The 22102-nt window shown below is 64.4% G+C and carries 16 protein-coding genes; 5 read left to right on the forward strand and 11 right to left on the reverse strand.

Annotated features, from left to right (window positions below; genetic code table 11):
• The first annotated feature begins 238 nt into the window (after positions 1-238).
• The 3 genes from SH412_RS05380 (at position 239) to smpB (ending at position 2674) form a co-directional block, all read left to right on the forward strand.
• A complete protein-coding gene (locus SH412_RS05380; RefSeq protein WP_336522488.1) occupies positions 239-1537 on the forward strand; it encodes an outer membrane protein assembly factor BamB family protein in 1299 nt (432 codons plus the stop codon).
• The gene (locus tag SH412_RS05385; protein ID WP_336522489.1) at positions 1534-2019 is read left to right on the forward strand and encodes a hypothetical protein; all 486 of its coding nucleotides are present in this window, start codon (positions 1534-1536) and stop codon (positions 2017-2019) included. Before SH412_RS05380 ends, SH412_RS05385 begins: the two co-directional genes overlap by 4 nt.
• A gap of 172 nt (positions 2020-2191) precedes the next feature.
• Positions 2192-2674 carry an SsrA-binding protein SmpB gene (smpB, locus tag SH412_RS05390; protein ID WP_336522490.1) on the forward strand — a complete coding sequence of 161 codons (483 nt, stop codon included), beginning with the start codon at positions 2192-2194 and terminating at the stop codon, positions 2672-2674.
• 66 nt (positions 2675-2740) lie between these two features.
• Here smpB and SH412_RS05395 read toward each other — a convergent pair whose 3' ends face one another.
• From SH412_RS05395 to SH412_RS05420, 6 genes are all read right to left on the reverse strand, one after another.
• Positions 2741-3634 (reverse strand): WD40 repeat domain-containing protein, encoded by an 894-nt coding sequence (locus SH412_RS05395; RefSeq protein WP_336522491.1) that lies wholly within the window; start codon positions 3632-3634, stop codon positions 2741-2743.
• Positions 3634-4983: a DUF1501 domain-containing protein gene (locus tag SH412_RS05400; protein WP_336522492.1), complete on the reverse strand. Its 1350-nt coding sequence runs from the start codon at positions 4981-4983 to the stop codon at positions 3634-3636. Before SH412_RS05400 ends, SH412_RS05395 begins: the two co-directional genes overlap by 1 nt.
• A 205-nt stretch (positions 4984-5188) precedes the next feature.
• The gene (locus SH412_RS05405; RefSeq protein WP_336522493.1) at positions 5189-6529 is read right to left on the reverse strand and encodes a Gfo/Idh/MocA family protein; all 1341 of its coding nucleotides are present in this window, start codon (positions 6527-6529) and stop codon (positions 5189-5191) included.
• 854 nt (positions 6530-7383) lie between these two features.
• The gene (locus SH412_RS05410) at positions 7384-8310 is read right to left on the reverse strand and encodes a dihydrodipicolinate synthase family protein (RefSeq protein WP_336522494.1); all 927 of its coding nucleotides are present in this window, start codon (positions 8308-8310) and stop codon (positions 7384-7386) included.
• A 181-nt stretch (positions 8311-8491) separates the two neighbouring features.
• Positions 8492-9541, reverse strand: coding sequence for a sialidase family protein (locus SH412_RS05415; protein ID WP_336522495.1), 1050 nt, complete (start codon positions 9539-9541; stop codon positions 8492-8494).
• A gap of 37 nt (positions 9542-9578) precedes the next feature.
• A complete protein-coding gene (locus tag SH412_RS05420) occupies positions 9579-11519 on the reverse strand; it encodes an FG-GAP repeat domain-containing protein (RefSeq protein WP_336522496.1) in 1941 nt (646 codons plus the stop codon).
• Between the two features lie 233 nt (positions 11520-11752).
• Between SH412_RS05420 and SH412_RS05425 the strand changes: the two genes are divergently transcribed.
• Positions 11753-13132: a DUF1501 domain-containing protein gene (locus tag SH412_RS05425; RefSeq protein ID WP_336522497.1), complete on the forward strand. Its 1380-nt coding sequence runs from the start codon at positions 11753-11755 to the stop codon at positions 13130-13132.
• Between the two features lie 99 nt (positions 13133-13231).
• Here SH412_RS05425 and SH412_RS05430 read toward each other — a convergent pair whose 3' ends face one another.
• From SH412_RS05430 to SH412_RS05450, 5 genes are all read right to left on the reverse strand, one after another.
• Positions 13232-14806 (reverse strand): hypothetical protein, encoded by a 1575-nt coding sequence (locus tag SH412_RS05430; RefSeq protein ID WP_336522498.1) that lies wholly within the window; start codon positions 14804-14806, stop codon positions 13232-13234.
• A complete protein-coding gene (locus SH412_RS05435) occupies positions 14806-15804 on the reverse strand; it encodes an ABC transporter ATP-binding protein (protein WP_336522499.1) in 999 nt (332 codons plus the stop codon). Before SH412_RS05435 ends, SH412_RS05430 begins: the two co-directional genes overlap by 1 nt.
• On the reverse strand, positions 15801-17708 hold the full coding sequence (locus tag SH412_RS05440; protein WP_336522500.1) for a hypothetical protein: 1908 nt from the start codon (positions 17706-17708) through the stop codon (positions 15801-15803). The genes SH412_RS05435 and SH412_RS05440 overlap by 4 nt, the downstream gene beginning before the upstream one ends.
• 63 nt (positions 17709-17771) lie before the next feature.
• On the reverse strand, positions 17772-19730 hold the full coding sequence (locus SH412_RS05445) for an ABC transporter permease family protein (protein WP_336522501.1): 1959 nt from the start codon (positions 19728-19730) through the stop codon (positions 17772-17774).
• Positions 19727-20719 carry an ABC transporter ATP-binding protein gene (locus SH412_RS05450; RefSeq protein WP_336522502.1) on the reverse strand — a complete coding sequence of 331 codons (993 nt, stop codon included), beginning with the start codon at positions 20717-20719 and terminating at the stop codon, positions 19727-19729. The genes SH412_RS05445 and SH412_RS05450 overlap by 4 nt, the downstream gene beginning before the upstream one ends.
• A gap of 392 nt (positions 20720-21111) precedes the next feature.
• On the opposite strand from SH412_RS05450, the gene SH412_RS05455 reads away from it, so the two are divergent.
• Positions 21112-22065: a HEAT repeat domain-containing protein gene (locus SH412_RS05455; protein WP_336522503.1), complete on the forward strand. Its 954-nt coding sequence runs from the start codon at positions 21112-21114 to the stop codon at positions 22063-22065.
• Positions 22066-22102: the final 37 nt, after the last annotated feature.

Consider the following 22102-nt stretch of genomic DNA (forward strand, 5'->3'; position numbering starts at 1 on the left):
CGCTTGCCAGTTTCCTTGTAAAATTGCTCCGATGGAACTTGATAAAGAGCTGTGACGAGAGAGGCGGGGCAGCGAAGTCCTTGCAAGACGAAATGTGCGAAATGCAGAAATGCAAGTCTTCCCGGAAACCGTTGTGGTTAAGCTGTCTGGGGAGCATGTGATGACAAACATGGCGGCGTGCTTCGAACGACGATCGGCGTTGAACGGAATTTGCTCGCGAAGGAAGTTTACGGTGAGAATGTTTTTGCTTCTGTGCCTGGGGACGCTGCTCGTCGGCAATTCCCCGGTCGGCGTCATGGCGGACAACTGGCCGCAACGGCGCGGTCCGCGTGGCGACAGCACCACTCAGGAGACGGGTTTGCCGGTGACCTGGAGCGAAACGGCGAACGTCGTCTGGAAGGCCGCGCTCCCGGAGTGGGGCGACAGTACGCCGGCGATCTGGGGAGACGCGATTTTCCTGACGTCCGAGTCCGACGGGAAGCTGCTGCTCGTGCGTCTTTCGACGAAAGATGGCCAGATCGTCTGGACGAAGGAAGTGGGGGCTGCAGTCGCGGTACGGAAGGAAGCCGCTACTGGCAAACGTTCGTCGAAGTTCCACGACCTGCAGAATCTGGCCACGCCGTCGCCAGTCACCGACGGCGAACGGGTGATCGTGCATTTCGGGAACGGACTGCTCGCGAGCTACCGCTTCGACGGGACGCTGGAATGGCGGCGGAATCTCGTCGAAGACTACGGTCCCTACACGATCTGGTGGGGTCACGCCAACAGTCCGGTACTCGTTGACAACCTGGTGATTTCGGCCTGCATGCAGGACTCGCTGGATGGAGAGACGACGGAGCTTGCGCCGAGCTACGTTGTGGCGCACGACAAAACGACCGGCAAGGTGGTCTGGCACACGCCGCGCATGACCGGTTCGCACGCCGAGGAAGGGGATTCCTACACGACTCCGCAGTTGCGGACGGCTCAGGGCCGTCGCGAACTGGTCGTGATGGGGGGGAACGTCCTCGACGCCTATGAGCCGCTCTCAGGCGAACGGATCTGGTCGGTGCCGGGACTCACCGGCGGACGGACGGTGACCGGTCCGACGCTCGTCGGCGACTGGGTCTTTACCACGGTCGGCATGCGCGGGGCGCTGCAGGGGCTGAAGCCGGTCGGCAGGGGCCAACTGCCCGGTGAGATCATCGCCTGGAAAGAAACGCAGAACACGCCCGACTCCTGCAGCCCTGTGGCCTGGAACTCGCTGCTGTGGGTCGTCACCGACAACGGCATCGGTGCGTGCTACCGGCAGGCGACGGGCGAGAAGATGTGGCGGGACCGAATCGGCGGTCGCGACTACAAGGCTTCGCCGGTTGCGGGGGACGGCAAGGTCTACTTCCTGAGCCGGGAGGGACTGTGCACGGTGATTGCGGCGGAGGCCGAGCGGGACGTTCTGGCCAGCAACACGCTCGACGACGAGTTCGTCGCCTCGCCGGCCGTCAGCAATGGCCGGATCTATCTGCGTGGCAAGAAGGCCCTCTACGCGATTGGCGCGAAGTGACTGACGAGCTTGCGCTGACGTATCCGCCGACGATCATCGTCGTGCATCCGAAAGAACGCCGGGCCAAGTGCACGGTCCGCCCTCTGCGTCCGCGGGCGGACTTCCGGTTCTGCAACTATCCCCGCGTCCCGGCGATTCCGGCGGGGTATGTCCGACTCGGGCTGGGAGGGCCGGTGTTGAGTGCGGCGGACGCCGAGGCGGGTCTGCTGTTCCTGGACGGGACCTGGCGGTGGGCGGAACGGATGGAGGGACTCGTCGCCGAGGTGCCCGTGCGGACGCTGCCGCCGCTGGTGACGGCGTATCCGCGGGTCTCCAAAGTGTCGGAAGACCCGGTGTCGGGACTGGCGACGATCGAAGCGGTTTACGCCGCGTTCCGATTGCTCGGTCGGTCGACGGAAGGGCTGCTCGACCACTATCACTGGGCGGAGGAGTTTTTGGCGCGGAACGCGGGAGTGTGGGGAGAGGGAAGACGTGGTGAGTGAGGAGTGGTCAGTGGCGAGTGAGAAGAAAATGCCAGACATGGGATCACGCTCAATTCTGGCTCTCGACTCTAGGCACTCGACTCTCGACTTGTTTTTCGACATTTCCCCGCGACTGGTGGCTGCGGCGGGCGTTGCCTAGAATGATGGTTCCCGACCTCCAGCTCCGGATATCATGGCCAAGAAACCTGCTGCTTCTGCTGAGACTCCGAACGACCGCGTGGTCTGTCGCAACCGTCGCGCGCGGCACGAGTACGATCTGCTCGAAGAGCTGGAATGCGGCGTCGTGCTGCTGGGGAGCGAAGTCAAGAGCATCCGGAACAGCAAGATCTCCATCGAAGAGGCCTACGTCCGCGTGCAGAATCGCGAGGTCTGGCTGCTCGGCTGCGATATCTCGGAGTACCCGCAGGCGACGTATATGAATCATGAGCCGCGTCGGCCGCGAAAGCTGCTGCTCCGTCGGCGGGAGATCCGCAAGTTTGCCGAGTGGGCGTCGCAGAAGGGGCTGACGATCATTCCACTGGACGTCCACCTGAAGCGGGGGCTGGTGAAGCTGACGGTGGCGCTGGCCAAGGGCCGGAAGCTGCACGACAAGCGGGAGAAGCTCAAGGAGAAGGCGGACTCGCGGGAGATGCGGCAGGCGATTCAGAAGGGGTAGTCGAGATCCCCGGCGTCACGCGCCGCAGCGCCCCCGACAGACGTCTGATTCGCATGCGAAGCAACATCAAGCGGTCGCGAGATCCCACACGGCAATCGTCCGGTCGAAACTCGCGGTTGCCAGTCGGCTCCCGTCCGGGCTGAAGGCGACGCAGAAGACCGTGTTGCGATGGGCCGGTTCTGCGAGGAGTTGCTGACCGTTGGCCGGATCGCACAACCGGACGACGCCATCCAGGCCTCCAGTCGCCAGCCAGCGGCCGTCGGGCGAGCAGGCGACCGATTTGAGGCCATGTGAATTGGCCTGCATGCTCCCGGCGGGCTCCCCGTCGGCGGTCCAGAGCCGCAGACTGCCGTCGGCGCCGACTGAGGCGAGTCGTCGATCGTCGGGGGAAAACGCCAGCCCTTCGACGGTCCGCGAATGGCCTGCGAGCGTCTTCAGCAACTTCTGCGAGTCGACGTCCCACAGAAGGATGTTGTGATCGTCGCCGCCCGAGGCGAGATGTTTGCCGTCGCTCGAAAGCGCCACGGCCTGCACTGTCCCGGTGTGGCCGGTCAGCACGGCCAGGGCCGCCGTGCTCTGCAGGTCCCAGACGCGGGCGGTCTTGTCGAAGCCCCCCGAAGCGGCCCGCGTCCCCTGCCGGTTGATCGCCGCACAGCTCAGGTAGTCCTGATGCCCCGAGAAGGTTGCTTCGGCGGTGGCTGTTTCCAGCTTCCACAGCTTGAGCGACCGGTCGAGGCTCGCGGTCAGCAACCGTTGATCGGACAGCCAGGCGACGAACGCGACGCCGTCGCCGTGGCCTTTGAGCGTGCCGGTGTGCGCTCCGTCGGCGACGTTCCAGAGCTTGACGGTGTTGTCGAGGCTGGCGGTGGCCAGTTGGCTGCCATCGGGGGAGAACGCCGCCCAGTAGACGGAGTTGCCGTGCGTGAACGTGCGGGTGCGCGTGAGTCGCAGGGCCGCCATCAGACCAGTTCCGGCAGGGGGCGATGAATCGGATCGACGAGGTACTGCGGGCGTCCCGAACGGTCGGGGAGCGTGGTGTGTTCCACGTCGATCCCCAAGTTGTGGTACAGCGTGGCGAAGACTTCCTGGAAGTGGACCGGGCGTTCCTGCGGATGTTCGCCGAGCCGGTTCGTACTGCCGATTACCTGGCCGGTGCGCATGCCGCCGCCGGCGAGGAGGGCGCAGCCCACCTGCGGCCAGTGGTCGCGCCCGCCGTTTTTGTTGATGACCGGGGTCCGGCCAAATTCGCCCCAGACGACGACGCTGACGTCTTTGTCGAGTCCGCGTTCTTCGAGATCATCCAGCAGGGCGGTCAGCCCCTGGTCGAATTGCGGCAGATGGTCGCGAGCGTTTTCGAAATTTGTGCCGTGCGGCCGGCCGTGCCAGTCCCAGCGGCCGTAGGCCACGGTCACGACGCGGGCGCCCGCTTCGACGAGGCGTCGCGCGGCGAGGAGGTACTCGTTGCGAAGCGGGCCGGCGTCGCCGTAGCCGGCGTTCTCGACGGCACCGCGGCCATAGCGATCAAGGACTTCGGGGCCTTCCTGTGCGACATCCAGAGCGTTGACCAGGTGACTCGACGTCAGGATGCCGAACGCATTTTCGTAGTGTTTGGCGAGTCCTTCGAGGGCCCCGCTCTGCCCGGCCTGGCGCTGCAGGCGATCGAGGCCGTCGAGGAGGATTTTGCGATTTCGGAGTCCGTCGACGTTCAGGCCGTTGAGAGTGAGCTGGGCCGACTCGGCGTTCGGAGCGAAGGGGGCGTGGGCCTCACCGACGAAGCCGGGCTGGCCCGGGTCGCCCCAGGGAGCATTTCGCATCCGCGGCGCGAGGCTGACGAAGGGGAGCGTGCCCTCGGTCACCGGCCCCTGCAGCTTCGAGACGACCGAGCCCAACGACGGCCAGCCGCCGGCGGGCTGATTGAGGACTTTCTGTCCGGTGAGACACTGAAAGGCGGCGTGGCGACCTTCGGACCCGACGAGCGATCGGATGACGGCCAGCCGATCCATCCGACTGGCGAGCCGGGGGAGGAGCTCGCAGACTTCGATCCCGGGGACATTGGTGGAGATGGGCTGGAACTCGCCGCGAATTTCGGCGGGTGCGTCCATTTTCAGGTCGACCATGTCCTGATGGGGCGGGCCGCCGGACAGGAAGACCATGATGACGGCTTTGTGCGACCGCCGGCCGGCAGCCGCTTCGGCGCGGAGCAGGTCGGGGAGGCTCAGTCCGCCCATGGCCAGGGCGCCGACCTGCAGCATGCTCCGTCGCGACAGCCCGTCACAAAATGGGGCTCGCGTTCCCGATCGGCCGGCCATCTGTGACGCTCCCGAGTTGACGGACGAGGTTTCTCATTCGAATAACATATAAAGAATCGTTGCTGGGAGTCTACTGGAAACCGAGTTTGACAGCGGAAAAAACGACCGAAGCGCCGGGGGCAATCACTGCCGCCGGCGCTTCGGAGGATTTGCAGACGCGGATGCGCCCGTGCGAATGCGTTGCGAAACTGTCGCGGCGAACCGCTCAGATCCAGGTCGGCTGCCAGCCGGTGCGGTAGGGCTTGGTCAGCAGGTCCTGCACGTGAGGAGCGCCGGTCAGTTGCAGCTTCTCTGAATCCCAGGCGAGCTTGCTCCCGGCGTGGCGGATGGCGATGGTTCCGAGCAGGACGGTTTCGCTGAGGGGGCCGGAGTAGTCGAACGCCGAAGTCGCCTTGTCTTCGCCCCGGCAGGCGTCAGCCCACGAGGTGTAGTGATTGCGGGCCGGGACCACGGGGATGGTGAAGTCAGCGAACTTTTCCTCGGGGAAGAGCTTGGGCATCGCGACGTGCGGAATGACGAGCGAGCCTTTTTCGCCGACCAGGACGGAGCCGCTGCCCGGGAGCTTGTAGGACTCGGGCAGTCCCAAGGCGTCGCGCGGAGGAAACTTGCCGGCGCCGTCGTACCAGGTGACGGGGATTGTCGTTCCGGCGGTGAATTCGGTTCCGGGGAAGACGTAGGACACCGTGGACCATTTCGCCCAGACTTCGCGATTGAGGGCCGGGGCTTCGGCTTGAATCGAGAGTGGCGCGGTCAGCTTCAGGGCCATGAAGACGGGGTCGAGAATGTGGCAGCCGAAGTCGCCGAGCTGGCCGTTGGAGAAGTCCTGCCAGGCGCGCCAATTGAACGGGTGGTAGATTTTGGGGAGGTAGGGGCGCTCGGGCGCTGCGCCCAGCCAGTCGTCCCAGTGGACGGTTTCCGGCACCGGCTCGCTGCCGGCGGGCCGGTCGTCGACGAGTATCCAGCTCATGACGCCGCTTTGCCAGGAGTGGACTTCGCGGACCTTGCCGATGGCGCCGTCGTGAACGAGCTTGACGGCGGTCCGGTAGGCCTCGTGTGACTGGATCTGATTGCCCATCTGCGTCACGACGTTATACTTCTTCGCCGCGAGCTGCATCTGCCGGGCTTCGAAGACGGTGTGCGTCAGCGGCTTCTGGCACTGCACGTGCTTGCCGAGCTGCATGGCGGCGAGGGAAATCGGCGCGTGCATGTGATCGGGAGTGGAGACGATGACGGCGTCAATTTCCTTGGACTCGTCGAGCAGTTTCCGCCAGTCGGTGTAGCGCTTGGCGTCGGGGAATTTTTCCGCGGCCCGGCCGAGGTGTTCGGCGCTTTCGTCGATGTCGCACAGGGCGACGATCTGCACGTGGGGACTGGCGGCGGTGGCGGTCAGGTCGGACCAGCCTTTGCCGCCCGTGCCGATGGAGGCGACGCGCAGCCGGGCGTTCGCTCCGGGAACGCGTCCCCAGCTCGCCGAGGGCAAGGCCAGGACACCGCCGGCGACAATCGCCTGCGACAGAAAGTGACGACGTGAAACCGGGTGGGACATCCTGGAGATCCTGGGCAGGAGGTTGTTGCGGGAACGCCGACCAAAAACTTACCCGGTGAAAGTCTGCGGGGAAAGGGGGGACCGGCTTTTCTCGCAACGTCGCGAGTCGATGAGATTGATTCGCAAGCGGCAGGCGGCTCGATGACTCGAGCGCAGTCGCTTGAACGAAGAGATTTGAGGCATCACGAGTTAATCGACTTTGGGTCGACGCCGCTATCCTCTCTGCGGCACACAGTAGAAATCACAGCAGACTTCAAAGCCGCACCGCGAACACTCTCGGACGACATTGGGGTTCAGGCAGACGGCCGCGTTCCCTCCGTCTGTGAAGACGCACACCGTCATTGCCGCGCGTCCCTCCGCGGACATTCGACGAAGAAACGATCGTTCTTCCTCGTCGAGAGTCGACAGGAAAGTCCGGACGATGTCGTCCGGTTCGACTTCGGGGAAGTTCAACCGGGATTCCGAATGTAAGCCAATCCTCCAAGTCGTCACACGTGCCGGGCGCAATCCGTCACCGGACGTGCCGCCGTATTTCCGTGCGGGGAGTTCGCCGACTTTGACAGAACGCGACGGACGGCGATGCAATGCATCCGTAATCTCGTCCGGGTCAATCGACGGATGCCAGATCGAGACATCAACGCAGAATGAATACTCCATATTCACTCGCTCCAGAACCAGCAGTGCAGGTGCGTCGCATCAGCCGGCAATGCCATCTGAACAAGCCCTCGGCCCGTGGTCGATCCGTTCGTTCATTCGCGACTTCCATTGCACAGCGGCGAAAGTCTCGCGATCGTCTTTTCTTTGCGTCTCCGCGTTCTGCTCCGCGTCTCTGCGAGAGATCTTCAAGAATTAAATCATTCCAGCAGCCCCAGATCGCGCAGGTGCTGGCGGACGAGGAGTTTTTCGGGGCCGGCCAGAGGAATCAGCGGTTCCGCGCAGACGTCGCGGCAGACTCCCAGGATGTCGAGGGCCGCCTTGATTCCCTTGATCACGGGCGCGGAGCCGGTGCCGACGGAGTAGAGCCGCCCGGCGAGGTCGAGCACCTGCAGATGCAGTTCGCGCGTGCGCGCCAGGTCCCCGGCCAGAGCGGCGGCGCAGAGATCGACGTAGAGCCGGGGGTGCACGTTGGCGCCGCCGTTGATTCCCCCGTGGGCCCCCATCAGCACCGCTTCGGCGGTCAGTTCTTCGGGGCCCATCAGGACCGTCCAGTCGGGTCGCTGCCGGATGAGCTGCAACATCTTGTGGAAATAGAGCATGTCGCCCGAGCTGTCTTTGAAGCCGATGATCCGATCGTGCTGCATGAGCTGGCGGATGGCGTCGAAATCGAAGAAGCAGCCGGTGAGGCTGGGGATGTTGTAGACCACCATCGGCAGGCCGATCGAGTCGGTAATCCGCTCGACGTAGCGGACCAGTTCGCGGGAGTCCGGGCTGAAGTAATAGGGCGGCGCGGTGACGACGGCGTCAGCGCCGCATTCCTCGGCGACCTTGGCCAGTTCGATGGCAGCCGTTAAACAGGTCTCGGTGATGCCGACGAGGACCGGGATGCGTCCCTGGACCAGATTGCAGACGGCGGAGATCGTTTCCTGCCGGAGGCGGTCGCTGAGACTGGGGCCTTCGCCGGTCGTCCCCAGAATGAAAATTCCCGCCACTCCGCCGTCAAGCAGTCGCCCGACGACCCGCTCCAGTCCCGCGTGATCGAGCGTTTCGGTGTCCCTCAAGGGCGTGATCATGGGAGGAACAACGCCACGGAGCGGACGGGGCCAGGCGCGGAGCGAAGTCATCGACGGTCTCGCAAGGTGAGAAGAGGGAATAGCGAATAGGGAGTAGCGAGTAGCCAGAGGAGAGGGCTTATCGCTGATCGCTGATCGCGAATCGCCAGAACAGAGATACACGGGCGACGCATTCTCCGGCGATCTGCGATCAGCGATCAGCCGTCTTCAAATCGCCTTCTGGCCTGGCGCACTACGGCAGGTCGGTGAGCTGCAGTTTGGAGGGGTCGACCGTCAGGTGCGTGATTTTTTTCCGCTTCCAGGTGTAGGTGATGTGCACGAGGCCATCCGCGGTCTGGATGATGGCGGGATAGGAGAATTCGGCCCCCGGTTCGACTTCGAGCACGGCGGCGGACTTCCAGGTCTTGCCGTCGTTCGAAACGGCCAAGTTGATCGGGCTGCGGCCCTTGGGGGTGTGGTTGTAGACCAGGAGATGCCGGCCGTCTTTGAGCGTCACGGCGTCGATTCCCGAGTTGGGGTGGGGGAGTGAAGTCTTCGCAAGCGGTGTCCAAGTCTGGCCGCCGTCGGAAGAAAACGTCTCGACGATCGCCTTGGCGGTGCGGCTACGGGCCAGGGCCTGCAGTCGGCCGTCCGGATGCATCAGCAGTGTCGGCTGAATGGCGCCGGCGTTGATGGGATCTTCGACGGCAGGGGTCCGCGTCCAGGTCTTGCCGAGATCGGAGGTCATTTCGAAATGGGTTTTCCAACCGTCGTGCTCGCTGCTGGTCGGGCAGAGGAGGGCGCCGGACTTCAGCAGGATCGCCTTGTTCTTGACGGGGCCCATGATCGTTTCCGGCAGGCGGCGCGGCGTCGACCAGGTGACGCCGTGGTCTTCGCTCTGCATCACTTCGCCCCACCAGGTGTCCGGGCTGGGACCGACTTTGAAGAAGAGAACGAGGGGCCCGCCCGGCTGCTGGTGCAGGACGGGGTTCCAGCAGGGATGCCGGTGGACTGTGCCGTCAACGCTCGTGTACTGGATGCCATTGGCGACTTCGACGGGCGCGGTCCACTTGCCGTTCTGCAGCCGGGAGACCCAGATGCCGACGTCTTTGGCCTTTTCGTACTGTCCGCCGAACCACGAGGCGACCAGGCCTTGCGGAGTTTCGGCGATCGTCGACGCATGGCATTCGGGGAAGGGGGCTGTTTCGTAGATGAATTCGCGTTCCACGACCCCGGCCGGCTCGGCGGCGAGGGCCGGCATCGCGACGACGGCCAGCAGCAGACTCCAGCAGGCTTTCAGCATGTCAAACCCTTTGTTGTTCCAGGTGCGGCGTGGCGGACTATTTCGCGGTTCGCGAGTTCTTCAGGTAGTAGAACCGGCCGTCTTCGGCTCCGACCAGCAGATCGGGGACGCCGTCGGCGTTCCAGTCGACGGTGGTCGGGCTGGTGTCATGGCCCTCGATCTTGCGGGTGTCGAGCAGGCCGCGGTCTTCGAACAGGACCTTCCCGTCTTGCGTGCCGGTCTGGCGGTACCAGACGGCGTTCTGACCGTTGAGCAGCAGGTCGAGTTTGCCGTCGCCGTCCCAGTCGACGATGCACCACTTCCGGCGACCGCTCTTGCCCGCCCAGCCGGCGTTGAACCGCAGGACTTCGCCTTTGGCGTCGCAGAAGATCCGTCGGCCGGGCAGGAGTTTGAGTGCTCCGTCCTGACGGACCCGCTCAAACAACGCGGGGTAGCCTTCGTGGTCGAGCATCACCAGATCGGTCAGGCCGTCCTGGGTCCAGTCGATTGCGATCGGCGTGGTGCGCCATTGAGTGGCCAGTTCGCGCCCTTGCGGTTCCCACCAGGTCCAGCCGGGTTTTGGGGGAGCACCGGGCCACTCGACTTCGATCGGCCGGGAGGCTTCCAGGTTCAACGTTCCGCGAGTCCCTGGATTGCGGTACCAGACGACCTTGCCCCAGATGGAGTTGACCACGAGATCCAGGAAACCATCCTGATCCCAATCGGCGACGGTCTGGGTTGTGTAGCCCCATTTGGCTTCGCAGGGGCCCTGGATTGAGCCGTTCGGTCCGGCCATGATCCGCAGAACGGCGTCGCCGGCGTGGAAGGGCTTCGGTGCGGCCCAGCGGGGCTGCTCGACGCCTGCGCCGCTCAGGTTTTCGTAAAACAGAATGTGTCCCGACGTGTTGCCGCAAACGACGTCGAAATCGCCATCGCCGTCCCAGTCAACTCCCACCGGGGTGGCAAGTGCGCCGCACTTCACATCCTCGGCTTCCTGCTGGAAATAGACCGGCGGCAGGAACTGCGGCACGCCGTCGACCACTTTCCCGGTGTGTTCGACGAGGGCTACGCGGCCGTCTTCATCGCCGACGACGAGGTCCTGATCGCCATCGCCATCCCAGTCGATGGCGACCGGAACGATCATTTCGAGATCCATGGCGATGGGCCGACCGTTGTACATGAGCCGACGCGAGGGGGCATACTGCGGTTCCGTCCGCGTGCCGACGTTTTCGAAGTAGTTGAACTGATCCAGGAACTCGCCACACAGGAGGTCGAGGTCGCCGTCGCCGTCGAAGTCCGCGAGATTCGGGCAGGGCCAGCCGAACGTTTGCGCCGGGGCGTCGCCGGCCTGCAGCTTGACCGGATCGGCGTACTTCGGCACCTGCGTCGAGCCGGTATTGCGGATCACGTAGATGTAGCCGCGCAGCGGGCCGCGGGTCCAGCGTCCTGTCTTGTCAAAGGCGTCGTCCCAGCCGTATTCCGTCCAGTCGCCGACGCCGACGATCAGGTCGAGCTGGCCGTCGCCATCGAAGTCCGCGTATTTCCACTGATTGGCGCGGACCTTGTTGGGGTGAATGTTGGCCTTCAACGGGAGCTTCACCCCATGTTCGAGGCCCGACTTCCGGAAGTCCGGGTACTCGATCCCCGGAGAAAGGACGCGGGGAACTCCTGCGACATAGGAAACCTGAACGTTCTGGAGTCCCTGGCTGATCCGTCGGCCGGGTTTGAAGATCGGGAGCTTGCCGCCGCCGGGGTTTTCGAAGACGTACGTGCCGTTGTAGGGCTTGTCGGGGCAGTTGACGACGAGATCGAGGTCGCCGTCGCCGTCGAAATCCATCGGGAGGGGCCAGGCCCAGAGACCGACGCCAAGGTCGACGACCAGCCCGGGGTTTCTGTAGGGCAGCCGCTGAAGTCCAGGAGCCTGCTCCTGAGCCAGCGTGGTGTCGACGCAGGCCCCCAGCAGGGTCAGAATCGCCAGGGCGGTCCGGCGGCTGCACATGATGTCTGCCTCCTGAGGTTGAGCGCGGAGTCGAGCAGAAGAGGACGGCCACTTTAACTACGAGCGCCGTGGAATGCACGTAGAACGACGTTCTGACACAGTCATTCTCCGCGTGCCATCGAGTGATCGGGCTGCTGTACGCAATGTTGCAAGCCAGCTTGACGCCTCTGACGAGATCGGCGACAATTCAACGCATAAGCCCGCCTTGATTTATCCCGCCCGAAAGCCTGTGTATGCTCCCACCGGTCCCTCGAAGTGCGTCTCCGTTTCTGCCGCGTCGGCGCGTGCTGTTGCAGGCGGGGGCATTGGGGATCGCCGGACTGGGCTGGGGCGGGATGTCCGCCGTGCAGCAGGCCCAGGCCGCGCTGGACTCGGGGCGTGCGAAGCAGTGCATTCTATTGTTTATGTGGGGCGGTCCGAGCCAGATCGACACGTTTGATCCGAAGCCGCAGGCCCCTGCCGAAGTGCGCGGGTCGTTTCAGACCATTGCGACCAACGTGCCGGGGATTGAATTCAGCGAACACGTGCAGCATCTGTCGCGGCACGCCGACAAACTGTGCGTCATTCGTTCGCTCACTCACGACGACCCGGCCCACCTTTCGAGCGGTCACACGGCCCTCACGGGGCAGCTCCCGCCCGTGAACAAGAGCGACGCGGAGCCGCCGAGCGAACGCGATACGCCGCACATCGGTTGCGTCATGTCCAAGCTCCGACCCTGCGAGACCGGATTGCCTTCGTTCGTCACTCTCCCCTGGCTGGCGCTGCATCCGGCCGCGCCGGGCGGGCGCGCGCCCGGGCAACATGGCGGCTGGCTGGGCCGGCAATACGATCCATTTCTCGTCGAGGGGGATCCCAACGCTACGGGCTGGAAAGTCCCCGCCCTGACGCTGATCGACGGGCAGTCGCCCGACCGGCTGGCTCATCGCCGAGAACTGCTGAAAGGGATCAACCGCCAGCGCGCCGCCCTCGAACAGATCGGAGCGGTCGCCAGTCTGAATCGTCAACAGCTCCGGGCCTTCGATCTGCTGACGTCGCCGACAGTGACCGAGTCCTTCGATCTCGAACGGGAAGCTCCCGAGACTCGCGAGCGGTACGGGCGCAATCTGCACGGGCAATGCGTGCTGCTGGCGCGACGTCTGCTGGATCGGGGCGTACCGATGGTCTCCGTCAACTGGCACAACGACGGTCAGAACTTCTGGGATACCCACGGCAACAACTTCAACCGGTTGAAGAACGATCTGATTCCGCCGTCCGACCGGGCGCTGTCCGCGCTGCTGGAGGACCTGACCGCTTCCGGGAAGCTCGACGACACGCTGATTGCCTGGGTCGGCGAATTCGGCAGGGCGCCGACGATTAACGGCTCCACCGGCCGGGACCACCATCCGTGGTGTTACAGCGGACTGCTGGCGGGAGCGGGCGTCCGCGGCGGGCAGGTCTACGGCGCCAGCGACCGGATCGCCAGCCGGCCGATCGAAAAGCCGGTCTCGCCGCAGGATTTCGTCGCGACGATGTATCATGCACTGGGAGTTTCGGACGAGACCGTGCTCTACGATACGCTGAACCGCCCGCATGCGCTGACCGGCGGACGGCCGATTCGAGAGATCTTTGCGTAGAAGACGAGAGACGAGAGTCCAGAGTCGAGAGCCAGTGAAGAGCTGTGCGGCCTTCAAATCTGGCGATCAGCGATCAGCGATCAGCGATTCGCGACGCGATCACTTCGAGCCGATTTCCTGGAGTCGGGCGCCGATCATCACCTGCAGCACGAAGCTGATGACGCCGGTCAGAATCCAGAGCGTCACGATCGCAGCCAGGGCCGCCCCCTCGCCGTTGCTGGATGACGAGAGGAGCAGAAAGGGAATCGCGAGGACGGGGCAGCAGTTGACCGAGACCATCATCAGCAGGATCGCCAGCGGCAGGGCGCCCCATTTGACGAACAGCGACAGCAGCGCCACCACGTGGCAGAAGACCAGGATGCTCATCACGAACGCCCAGGTTCCCGGTTCGTCGATGGCGTCGATAAAGAACTCCGCCGCGTTCGGAACCGCGACGAGCGCCACGATCAGGGCCACAATCGCCGGCCAGAGTCCGAGCAGGCAGCCGATCAGCTTGGTGTAGCCGACGTACGCCACCGAGCGGGGGAGCATCAGCAGGGCGGACATGGTCTGCCCCTTGAGCTCGTCGTGAAACAGGCGGGAGGACATGAGGCTCAGGTCGAGTCCGGTGAGCAGGCACCAGAGCATCAGCGAGGCCGCCCCGATGTCGCGCCAGTTCGTGCTTAACGAGAGGGGAGGGGAATTGAACAGAACGATCAGGCCGAAGACCACGAAGTATCCCAGGAGCTTGATGGCACCCATCGCCGTCCCGCCGGCGATGAAGTTGTAGTCCTTCCAGATCAGCGATCGATTCCACGCGCGGCCTGGCGAAAAGACCTGGATCCGCTGCCGGGACTTGCTGCGTCCCAGGAGGCCGCGGGTCTGGGCCGTCGGCGTGGCGTTTTTCGCGAACGCGTTGAACAACGCCCACGCGAGCAGGAACGCGGCCAATCCGCCGAGCGAGTTGCCGACGACTTGCGTCGACAGCACCGGTTCGTCGAAGCCGGTCGACAGAATGACGCCGATCCGCTCGAAGACGCAGGAGCTGCGAATGATCTCCACGGAGTGAATCAGCGTCGTCTTCCAGAAGCCCGCTTTCGTGATTCCGACGGTCGGAAACCAGGCCAGCGCGCCTTCCGCCATCGGCCAGGCGGCGATGTAGAGCAACAGCCAGAGGGATGTCAGCCCGGCAGCGTTCCCCCCCTTCTGGCACATGACGGAGAAGACCAGCGCGACGTTGGCGAGCAGAATGATGAAGGCCACCAGCGCCACGTACATGGCGACGACCTGCACCGTCAGCACGCCGCCCAGCGTGACGGCGAGGAGCGTGAAGGGGAACTGGATGATCAGCAGCAGCACGGCCTGGAGCAGCCGGCTGGTCGATTTTCCCAGGAGGATGCCGAGCGGGTTGAGTCCCGCCATGCGCAGGAGACCGAGCGTGTCCTCTTCTTTTTCCTCGGTGATCGCCGTGGCAAAGAAGCTGACGCCTGCCAGGCAGATGAAGCAGGCGTTGAGCCAGACGAGGTTCGTAAAGAACCGGAGCCCCGGCGCGCCGAAGCTGAGAGCCTGGAGCTGGGCGATCAACAACGAGAAGTAGACCATCACCACGAAGGCCAGGCGGAACAGGTGGCCGCGCAGGAGGCGGGCGTCGAGCCGGAGGGCGCGGGTCATCAGGGCGGCGAGGCCGTGGTACATCAGCGCACCCCGCGTTCGGTCAGGTCGAGGAAGGCCTCATTGAGGTGCCGCTTGTCTTCCGCAAAGCCGGTGACCACGATGCCGAGATCGATCACGCTTCGCAGGAGGTCGTTGGTCGAAGTCTGGGTCCAGTCGAACTCGATGCGATACTCGGGGCGGTCGTCGACCTGTTCGACAGAGACGACCCCGGTCAGTGCGCGAAGCTGGTCCCCCCATTCGGGACGGTCGTCGCCGACCGTCAGGCGGAACATCGGATGTTCGCCGGTCCGGGCGAGCAGTTGCGAGACTTTGCCGGAGAATTTGACGCGTCCGCGATCGATGATCGTGACGCTGTCGCAGAGTTCGGCGAGCTCGCTGAGGATGTGGGAGCTGATGAAAATGGTCTTGCCCATCGACTTGAGGGCCTTGAGGATTTCCATCAATTCGATCCGGGCGCGCGGGTCGAGTCCCGACGCCGGTTCGTCGAGGAGCAGCAGATCGGGGTCGTTCACCAGCACGCGGGCCAGGCCGACGCGCTGCTGCATGCCGCGGGAGAGTCCGCTGATGAGATCGTCGCGCCGGCCTTCCATATCGGTCAGCGCGAGAACTTCCTCGATCGTCGTCGTGCGCTGTTTGAAGGGCTGGCCGTAGGCGGCGGCGAAGAAGTCGAGATATTCGAAGACGGTCATCTGGCGGTAGCTGCTGAAGTGATCGGGCATGAACCCGATCCGCCTGCGGACGGAGTGCTGATGTTCGACGACGTCCTGGCCGAAGACCTTGACGACGCCGTATTGCGGTCGGAGCAGCGTGCAGATGATTTTCAGCGACGTCGTTTTGCCCGCGCCGTTGGGGCCGACGAAGCCGTGCAGCGAACCGGCGGGGACCTCGAACGAGACGTGATCGAGCGCCCGGCGGCCTTTGTAGGAATGGACGACGTCGTCCACCACCACGACGGGTTCTGCTCCGGAGGTTGCCCGTCCGGGAGCGGGACGGACGGGAGTCGCCTGCAATTCACTCATGGCTGTTCCGAAGCGTTCAGGGGCAGATCGAGCACATACATGGCGCGGCCGAGATTCCGGCCGAGAGAAGGGGGAGGGGCCAGCTCTTCCGGGAGGCTGGCGTAGACGCAGAGTCGGAGCATGTCCGGCGGGAGCGACGACCGTCGGGCTTCGCGGCGCGTGCCGACGTGGGCGGCCTGGGCCAGCATCCGCTGGCCGAGATTGTTGAAGCGCTCGTCCTGACTGCTTTCGTCGTCGCCGTAGCCGAGCATCATCGCAGGAACCATGGAGGTGTCGTCCCGCAGTCCAAGCGCATTGGCGACGGTTCCCAGGTCCGACTGCAGCTTGAGGGAATTGCCGTCGCGGCTCACGAGGTAGATGTGATTGCCGGCGATGGCGTGGCAGGTGCGGATGTCGGCCGGGAAATCTTTGCCGACGGTCAGCTCGAAGGCCGCCAGACCTTCGGCGGCCGGAGAATAGGATTTCACGCGGACGTCGAAACGCTTGCCCGGGATGCGTACGCGGTGCGCGAACTCGCGTGAGCTGTAGGGAGGTATGTCGACGGTGAACGAGGCGTCGGCTCCGTTCTGAATCAGTCCCCGGACCGGTTCAAGGTCCTGACAGGTGGAATAGAGCAATCCTTGGCCGGGGTGGTCGATGGTGTAGGTGTTGCCGAGCGTGACGAAGGCGTCGGACCAGCCGCTGACATCCCAGCCGGTCTCGGGGAGGGGGCGAATCAGGGCGGTCGTGTAGACTGCGGCGCGCTCGCCGTAGCCCCGATGTCCGACTACGGCGAAGGCGATGCTGAAGAACGTCACGGCGGCGCCGAGTCCGACGTAGACCCAGCGGTAGTCGGCGAGACGCAGCCCCAGGAAGTATGCTCCCGGGAAGACGGCGGCAATGTAGATCCAGAAGAGGAAATGAAGGAGCAGCCAGGAGTGCTCGGGGCGGGTCATCTGCTTCAATTCGGTCAGCAGCCGGTCGGCCGACAGCAGGTCGTCGCGCATGAACATGCCGTACTGCTGCTCCTGGGCTTCCTCGGCCTCCTCCTTGGCTTCGTCGACGCCGCGTTGAATCTCGATCGGGTCGTTTCCGGTGGTCTCGGCGACCGCGCCGGCGGGGAGCGGAATTCGATCCCCGGGAAGGTCCTTGAACAGACTCCTCAGGACGGTCCGGTTGAGGCCGCCGCGGCGCATCTCGAGCCGGCGAATCCGTCCCGTGCCGTGCGAGAACTCCTCGATCGGCGCATTCAGAAACGCCATTTCCCCCGAGAAATGCGGAAAACGTCCCGCCCCGTCGTGGATCAGATACAGCCGCCCGCCGAGCCAGAGCCACTCCAGGAACGCAGTCCGGCGACCTTCTTCCCACTTGGGGACATGGTCCAGAAAGACGGCCTGGAGTCCGTCCGTGGCAGTCACGAATGGCGGAAAGAGCTGGTCCGGCAACGACTTGACCAGCGACGACTCGGAGGAGAGGTTCGTTCCGTCGTCGAGCAGCACGCGCTGAAAGCGGTTGAAGCGGGGACTGGGAATCTCGATGGTTTCGTCGCCGAGCTTCAGCCGGCACGACGACGTGCTGACGGTCATATACGGGTAGAACTGGACCCAGCGCGAGCTGAACGGGGCCAGGAAGGCTTTTTCGAGCAGCGGCGCGTCGACCGGATTGGCGATTCCGGCCTGGCGGCGGAGAACGAGGTCGATTTCGACCTGTTCGGCGGAGGTGTTGCTGACTTCGACCGACAGGGGGGTGAAGTGACTGGCGGCGGCCCGGCCGTCGAAGCCCCAATGGGTCTGCTCGATTTTGACCTGCGCGACGACCGGTTCGGGCAGCGCCAGCCCGCCGACACACGCGACGATCAGGGCCGCCAGGCGGCGGAATGCAGCAGTCCGATGTCCCAGGAGCGGGCGGCAGCGGTCGACGGACATGCGTGGCCTCGATCGGACTCTGGACGGGACTGGACGTTTCAACGCGAGCCGCCGCCGCGCGGATCACCGCGCGGCCGTGGCAATTCTGACTTGGCCGATCTGCACTTCGGGCGGTTCGACGCGATGCGTGGCGGGACCGAATCGACGATAGCACCTCTGCCGGAGCAATACGACCAGGATCCAGACGCAGAACAGATGGGCGGCGATCAGCAGGAAGGCGGGAGCGCCGTGGGTGGGAATGTACCACTGCCGCTCGTGGACCAGGAGAATCGTGACGGGGCTGGACCAGCGGAGCATTTCCAGGATCAGCAACGGCTCGCCGTAACCAGAATTGTACATAGAGCCTGTGACGAGATCGAAAACGGCGGCGACGGTCGGTCCAGCGGCGCACAGGCCGAACACCATCCCCAGGGTCCAGAGGATGGCGCGGATGCGTGACGTCGACGTCAGACTGAAAGTCATCCCGAGCCATCCCAGCAGACGGGTATAGACGAAATAGAACCCCACGGAACCGACGAGATATTCGATCGTCGAGAATGCAGGCCGCGTGATTCCCGGATTGCTGGCCATCCAGTCGTAGCCGTAGTTTGCGGATGAGGCTCCGCCGCTCCTCAAGGCGGAATGCCAGACCTCCCAGAGGACGATGGTGGCGTAGGGGACGGCGAGGGTATTGGCGAGACGCCAGACGCCCGCGAGCTTCTGTTCGAGGATTTCGCCCGCGGTCATCGGCGTCGACAGGAGCACGTCCAGCGTCTGCCGGCTCCGTTCGCCGGCGATCAGGCCGCTGGCCTGCACGGCGAGCAGCAGGACCAGCACGCTCCAGAAGGGCCAGGCGAGTCCGTAGGGGCGATTCTGATAGTAGCCGCCGCCGTCGTCGAAAATCGCCAGCGCGATCAGCGGCAGCAGGGGGATCATCAGCACGAGCAGGATTCGGACGCGGTAACGCAGCGTCGCCAGCGACCGCTTGGTCGTTTCCATCCACGCGACGGGGTCGATGAGGGGCAGGGTGCTGTGGTCTTTGACGAGCTGAATGCCGCGGGTGAAGCGGTTCTGATTGATCCGGTGAAAGAAACGATCCAGCCCCCGGAAGAAGGCCATGAGCGGATTGCCGGGATTCAGGAAGGCCCGGCGCCAGAGGAGAATTCGCGCCAGCACGAGACAGAAACCGCCGCTGAGCACCAGCAGCGAGCTGCCGGCCGCGCATGCGACCAGGATCGCCACCGGACTTCCGAAGCCAGGGCCGCCCGTGCCGAAAAACTGCGGGGATTGCAGCATTCCAATATACCAGGGGGCCAGAAGTGGTAGAAATCCCATACGGGGATACTCTCCCGAGAACATGCGGAGGAATTGGTCGAGCGGCTGGCCGAACTCGCGCAGGTAGACCGTGAAGATGCCGAGTTCTCCCATCGGAATCAGGATGATGCCGAGGAACCACGAGCCGAGAAAGATCGACAGATAGCCCCCCACGTAGCTGGCGACGAAGGCGCCGGCGGTGGTGCGGAACCAGACCGAGCAGAGGAGCGCGAAGCAGGCGACCTGGAACGCCGTCGCCAGCGGGAGCCAGGCGAAGAAGATCATCTCACTGGTATCGACGCCCCCCAATCCGTAGGCGATGGCGTAGAGCGGGAGCGGGAGGAGCAGAAACATCAGCATCGGGAACAGCCGGCTGAGGAGTTTTTCCCACAGAATGGTCCAGGGTCCGAGTTTGGTCAGCAGCAGCAGGCCGAGCGTGTCGCGTTCTTTTTCCGAGGTCATCACGCCGCAGGTGATCGCCGGCAGAAGAATGTAGACGCCCGCAAGCTGCCAGTTCGTAAACGCTCTGACCATCTCCCGGCCGGAACCGAGCATGTCGTCGATCGAAAAACCGGCCAGGGACATGCGGTCGTACAGATAGAAACCGGCGGCCCCATAGAGGATGACGGCATAGATCGCACGGATGACGAACGTCCGGCGGCGGGCGGCCTGTTCGGTCAGCTCGCGGGCCAGCAGCGGCAGGCTGGGCAGACGCGGTCGCCACGTCATTGCGTCGTTCCTTCGGTCAACTTCATGAAGGCCGTCTCCATGTCCATGACCTCGGACTGGAACATCCGCACGCGAGCGCCCGCTGCGCAGATGCGGGCATGCAGCTCCTCGATTTCGATCGCGCCGTCCTCGTAACGGAGCGAAATCCGGTCGGTCTGAGAATCGACCTGCGTGACGCCGGGAATCCGCCGGATTCTGTCGAGCAGCTCCGGGGTCTCATTGGCGACCTGCAGATGGACGATCTTGAGCATGCCGAGCTGGCGATAGATGTCGGCGACCGTCCCCTGCGAGACGATGTGACCGGCTTCGATGATGCCGATCCGCGTGCAGAGCTGGGCCAGCTCGTGCAGGATGTGGCTGGAGATCAGAATGGTTTTGCCCATGTCCCGCAGCGCTTTGAGCAGCTCGCGCATCTCGATGCGGGCGCGGGGATCGAGGCCGCTGGCGGGTTCGTCGAGCAACAGCACTTCCGGATCGTGAATCAGCACCCGGGCCAGCGACAGCCGCTGCTTCATGCCGCGGGACAGCGAATCGACCTGGAAATCGATCTTGTGAGTCAGGTCGGTGAGCTGCAGGACATCGTCGACAACGGCCTTGCGCCCGGTGACCGACAGCCGATAGGCCGCCGCAAAGAAATGGAGGTACTCGCGGACGGTGAGGTCTTCGTAGACGCCGAAGTAGTCGGGGACGAAGCCCATCTTCTCCCGGACGCGCTGCGGGTCGCCGCGGACGTCGAGGCCGCAGACGCGGGCTTCGCCTTCATACTTCGGCTGCAGCGTCGCCAGGACGCGAAAGGTGGAGGACTTGCCGGCGCCGTTCGGACCGATGAATCCGAAGACCTCCCCGGCGGGGATCTCCAGCGAAATATCCTGGACGGCGACGAACTTGCCGTACTTGACCCGCAGGTGGCGAACGTCGACCGCCAGCGGCACAAAGTTTTCGATCGGCGTCGGCGCTGCAACAGGCGACGGCTCGGCGGAGGCGTGCAAGGCGGAGTTCCTGCGGGGAGGCTGGCAACAAGGCTCGCGATGCGCGACTCAGAAATGTCTCTCGTACACCTGTACTGCTCGCCGCAAGAACTGTCAACCGGCGGGGCCGGCTGGTGCCGACTCAGAGATGGGTTTGACGTGGAGGCCCTGGACGGCGGCGATATTGGTTATTTGTGATTGGTGGTTGGTTATTGGCGGTTATTTTCTGCTCTCGACTCTCGTCTCTCAACTTCTTCCTTTTGACATTCCGCCTTCGTCATTCGACATTCCTTGTATCGCTTGAGATCCGTGCCGGACAGCCCGGCACTTCCGCCGGATTCGGATTGAGCGCCGTCGGCGTTTTCGCATACAGTCCGTGCGTGAAACGCGAATTCCGGGAGGGAGACCGAAACGTGCGATATTCAGCGGCCATCGGGGTGTTTTTGACCGTCGGCGGGGTCATTGGCTGCGGGCAGCAGGGGGCGTCCCCGGTCAGCGAGCCTGTCGCGAAGTCCCCGGTCCCCGTCCCGGCGACTTCCGCGGCCGCCGAAGTCGTTACGCCGACGAAGACTGAGGAAGTCGCGCTCGGAATGGCCGCTCCGGGACCGCTGGTTCCTGTGCCGCAGCCAATCGAGGCGGACATGGAGACGCTGCAGCCGGTTCCCGCGACGCCGACCGGCCCGTCGGACGTTGAACTCGCGTTCGGACGGCTCGTGGAGGCCGCCGAAGGGGGGCAGCCGGACGACTGGGCGGCTGCCGAGCAGGATCTGCAGGCGGCGGGCGACCTCGTCATTCCCGTGCTGATTGAGCATCTGGACGATGAGCGGCCGCAGGCCCGCGAGCTCGCGGTGATGCTGCTGGCGCAGGTCGGTCCGGAGGCGGCTCCGGCGGCCCCGACGCTGGTGAAACTGCTGGGGGACCCGTCATCGCTGATTCAGGTCAATGCGGCGGCGACGCTGATCATGATCGGCGATCAGCCGCGCGACGAGGAAGCCGACACGCCAGCCGAGGAGGGCGCAGAGCGCGTGACGTTCGCCGTGCGAACCCTGGCCACCCTGCTCAAGCACCCCGAAGAAAACATCCGGATGACCGCACTGTCATCGCTCGGAAATGCCGGCCTGGCGGCGAAACCGGCGATCCCGCGGATGACCGCGGCCCTGGGGGATGTCAATCCGCAGGTCCGTGCCATGGCGGCATCTTCGCTGGGACGCCTGGGACCGCTCGCGGCTGCACAGGTTGCGGCGCTGAAGTCGCTCGCCGAGGATGAGGATCCCGAGGTCCGCGGCGCGGCGGCGCTGGCCATTCGCCAGATTGAAGCGCCGGACGCTCCTGGCGAGGCGATTCCTGCGTCGGCAATTGAAAAGTAGGGCCGGCTGTGCCGGCCGGATTGTGCTGACTCGACCG

It is taken from the genome of Planctellipticum variicoloris (assembly GCF_030622045.1).
Lineage (GTDB): Bacteria > Planctomycetota > Planctomycetia > Planctomycetales > Planctomycetaceae > Planctellipticum > Planctellipticum variicoloris.

Coding starts and splice junctions, on each gene's coding strand:
- SH412_RS05380 (WP_336522488.1), top strand. CDS start 239: ATGTTTTTGCTTCTGTGCCTGGGGACGCTGCTCGTCGGCAATTCCCCG.
- smpB (WP_336522490.1), top strand. CDS start 2,192: ATGGCCAAGAAACCTGCTGCTTCTGCTGAGACTCCGAACGACCGCGTG.
- SH412_RS05395 (WP_336522491.1), bottom strand. CDS start 3,634: ATGGCGGCCCTGCGACTCACGCGCACCCGCACGTTCACGCACGGCAAC.
- SH412_RS05400 (WP_336522492.1), bottom strand. CDS start 4,983: ATGGCCGGCCGATCGGGAACGCGAGCCCCATTTTGTGACGGGCTGTCG.
- SH412_RS05405 (WP_336522493.1), bottom strand. CDS start 6,529: ATGTCCCACCCGGTTTCACGTCGTCACTTTCTGTCGCAGGCGATTGTC.
- SH412_RS05410 (WP_336522494.1), bottom strand. CDS start 8,310: ATGACTTCGCTCCGCGCCTGGCCCCGTCCGCTCCGTGGCGTTGTTCCT.
- SH412_RS05415 (WP_336522495.1), bottom strand. CDS start 9,541: ATGCTGAAAGCCTGCTGGAGTCTGCTGCTGGCCGTCGTCGCGATGCCG.
- SH412_RS05420 (WP_336522496.1), bottom strand. CDS start 11,519: ATGTGCAGCCGCCGGACCGCCCTGGCGATTCTGACCCTGCTGGGGGCC.
- SH412_RS05425 (WP_336522497.1), top strand. CDS start 11,753: ATGCTCCCACCGGTCCCTCGAAGTGCGTCTCCGTTTCTGCCGCGTCGG.
- SH412_RS05430 (WP_336522498.1), bottom strand. CDS start 14,806: ATGTACCACGGCCTCGCCGCCCTGATGACCCGCGCCCTCCGGCTCGAC.
- SH412_RS05435 (WP_336522499.1), bottom strand. CDS start 15,804: ATGAGTGAATTGCAGGCGACTCCCGTCCGTCCCGCTCCCGGACGGGCA.
- SH412_RS05440 (WP_336522500.1), bottom strand. CDS start 17,708: ATGTCCGTCGACCGCTGCCGCCCGCTCCTGGGACATCGGACTGCTGCA.
- SH412_RS05445 (WP_336522501.1), bottom strand. CDS start 19,730: ATGACGTGGCGACCGCGTCTGCCCAGCCTGCCGCTGCTGGCCCGCGAG.